Origin of the sequence: Sulfurimonas sp., assembly GCF_014859695.1 — a bacterium.
Lineage (GTDB): Bacteria > Campylobacterota > Campylobacteria > Campylobacterales > Sulfurimonadaceae > Sulfurimonas.
In genome coordinates, this window is sequence record NZ_JACUTS010000163.1 from 1 (window position 1) to 1,884 (window position 1,884).

The 1,884-nt window shown below is 40.2% G+C and carries 4 protein-coding genes and 1 pseudogene; 4 read left to right on the top strand and 1 reads right to left on the bottom strand.

The window, feature by feature from the left end:
* Positions 1-184: pseudogene (locus tag IBX42_RS12290) on the top strand (3-deoxy-D-manno-octulosonic acid transferase); the annotation flags it as partial.
* A gap of 22 nt (positions 185-206) precedes the next feature.
* Here the strand turns inward: IBX42_RS12290 and IBX42_RS12295 are convergent.
* Positions 207-335 carry a hypothetical protein gene (locus IBX42_RS12295; protein WP_294933222.1) on the bottom strand — a complete coding sequence of 43 codons (129 nt, stop codon included), beginning with the start codon at positions 333-335 and terminating at the stop codon, positions 207-209.
* 77 nt (positions 336-412) lie between these two features.
* Here IBX42_RS12295 and IBX42_RS12300 point away from each other — a divergent pair, with 77 nt between their 5' ends.
* The 3 genes from IBX42_RS12300 to IBX42_RS12310 are packed head-to-tail and all read left to right on the top strand — an operon-like array spanning position 413 to position 1,837.
* A complete protein-coding gene (locus tag IBX42_RS12300; protein ID WP_294933194.1) occupies positions 413-1,147 on the top strand; it encodes an RNA pseudouridine synthase in 735 nt (244 codons plus the stop codon).
* 25 nt (positions 1,148-1,172) lie between these two features.
* Complete coding sequence (locus IBX42_RS12305; RefSeq protein ID WP_294933195.1) at positions 1,173-1,397, top strand: GIY-YIG nuclease family protein; 225 nt, start codon at positions 1,173-1,175, stop codon at positions 1,395-1,397.
* Complete coding sequence (locus tag IBX42_RS12310) at positions 1,397-1,837, top strand: YaiI/YqxD family protein (RefSeq protein ID WP_294933223.1); 441 nt, start codon at positions 1,397-1,399, stop codon at positions 1,835-1,837. Before IBX42_RS12305 ends, IBX42_RS12310 begins: the two co-directional genes overlap by 1 nt.
* Positions 1,838-1,884 lie beyond the last annotated feature (47 nt).

Sequence of the window (1,884 nt, forward strand, 5' to 3'; positions counted from 1 at the left end):
TAAAATCATTACCGGAAAACACTTTTTTCATCAAAGAGAGCTTTTTAAGTATGTTTATCATGTTCAATACGTAGAGCCTGATGAGATACACAAAGCGCTTGTGACATGTATAGATTTGCCACCGAGTATGGTTGAAGAGAAGATAGACTTAAAACCGGTAATAGAGAGAATAGTAAAAAATTAACCTTTTTATAAAAAAAACAAATCTACCCCGCAGGGGTTAGTTTCAGTGCCTGAGCGGCCAGCGAAGCCAAAGGGACGAGTTCCTTTGGCAGACAAATAAAATCTACCCCGACAGGGGTTAGCTTTAGTGCCTCAGCGGCTAGCGAAGCCAAAGGGACGAGTTCCTTTGGCGGACAAATAATGAAGGCTTTCCTTCATTTTATGAAATAAAATTAAGGAAATAAATAAAATGGCACTAGAAAAAGCATATAAACTTTTAGCGGCACAAGAGGGAGTCTCAAATTCTCAAGCAAAGTCTATGATAGACAGAGGCTTGGTCTATGTGGGCAATAAGAAGGTAATGATTGCTCGTGGAGATATCGACGCAAAAACTACTTTTAGGGTTGAAAAAGTAGAGAAAATCAAGCCTATTTTTGAAAATGATGACTTGATTGTTCTAGACAAACCTGCACATGTAAACTCGGATGAGATAGAGAGACAGTTTAAACCTGCCGTGCTTCTTCACAGACTCGATCGTGAAACAAGCGGAGTTTTAATGCTTGTAAAAAATGAGGAGTTTCGTCAAAAAGCTATTGAAGAGTTTAGAAAAGACAGAGTTTATAAAGAGTACATTGCGTGGGTAGAGGGAATTATAAGCGAGCCGATTGAGATAGACAAGCCGATACTTACTACAAAGAAAAATAATCGTGCCTCGTCAAACGTTTCTGCAAAAGGAAAGCCTGCAAGAACTGAAGTTTTTCCTGATATCGTCAGCGGAAATAAAACAAAAATAAAGTGCATTATCCACCACGGAAGAACGCATCAAATAAGAACTCACCTCAGATATATAGAACATCCGATTGTCGGTGATGAGCAGTACGGCGGAAGACGAGCAAAGCGCGTAATGCTCCATGCCTATAAAGTAAGACTTCTTAACATGGAGTTTACGGCACCGGAGCCAAGTACATTTGTCCACTTCGAATAGCCCACAGAGCTTATGGAGTGTCTATGTGTTGCGATGCAGCGATGAGACTCTCTACACCGGAATAACTACGGATTTAGCTAGAAGAGTCGAGGAGCATAACAACTCTATAAAGGGTGCTAAATATACACGCGCAAGAAGACCGACAGTTTTGGTTTACTCTGAGAGTTGCAAAGACAAAAGCAGCGCAACCATAAGAGAGTTGGAGATAAAAAAACTACCGCGAGCCAAAAAATTGGAGCTTATAAAGTGATAAGAATCTTTGTTGATGGCGATGCTTTTCCAAACCTTCTAAAGCCGATTTTATTTCGCTCGATTGAGAGACTCTCTATTGAAACCTTTGTAGTCTCAAACAAACCCATTACCATCGGCAAATCAAAACTGATTACTTACATTATTGTCGAGCAGGGCGCAGATGCAGCAGATCATCATATAGTTGAACTTGCAAAAGAGGGCGACTTGGTAATAACAGCCGATATCCCGCTAGCAGACAGAGTAATAAATAAAACGGCACATGCGATAGACCATAGAGGCGAGCTTTATACCGTTGACAATATTAAGCAATATTTAGCCATGAGAAATCTGATGGAGAGCATAAGAGACACCGGAGAGATGACAAGAGGTCCAAAGCCCTTTGATCAAAAAGATGCACACCGATTTGCCAATCAGCTTCATAAATTTTTAACTAGGTAAATCCGACGAGATATAGGCTCGATAATTGCTTTAGGGTTTTAAAAAGT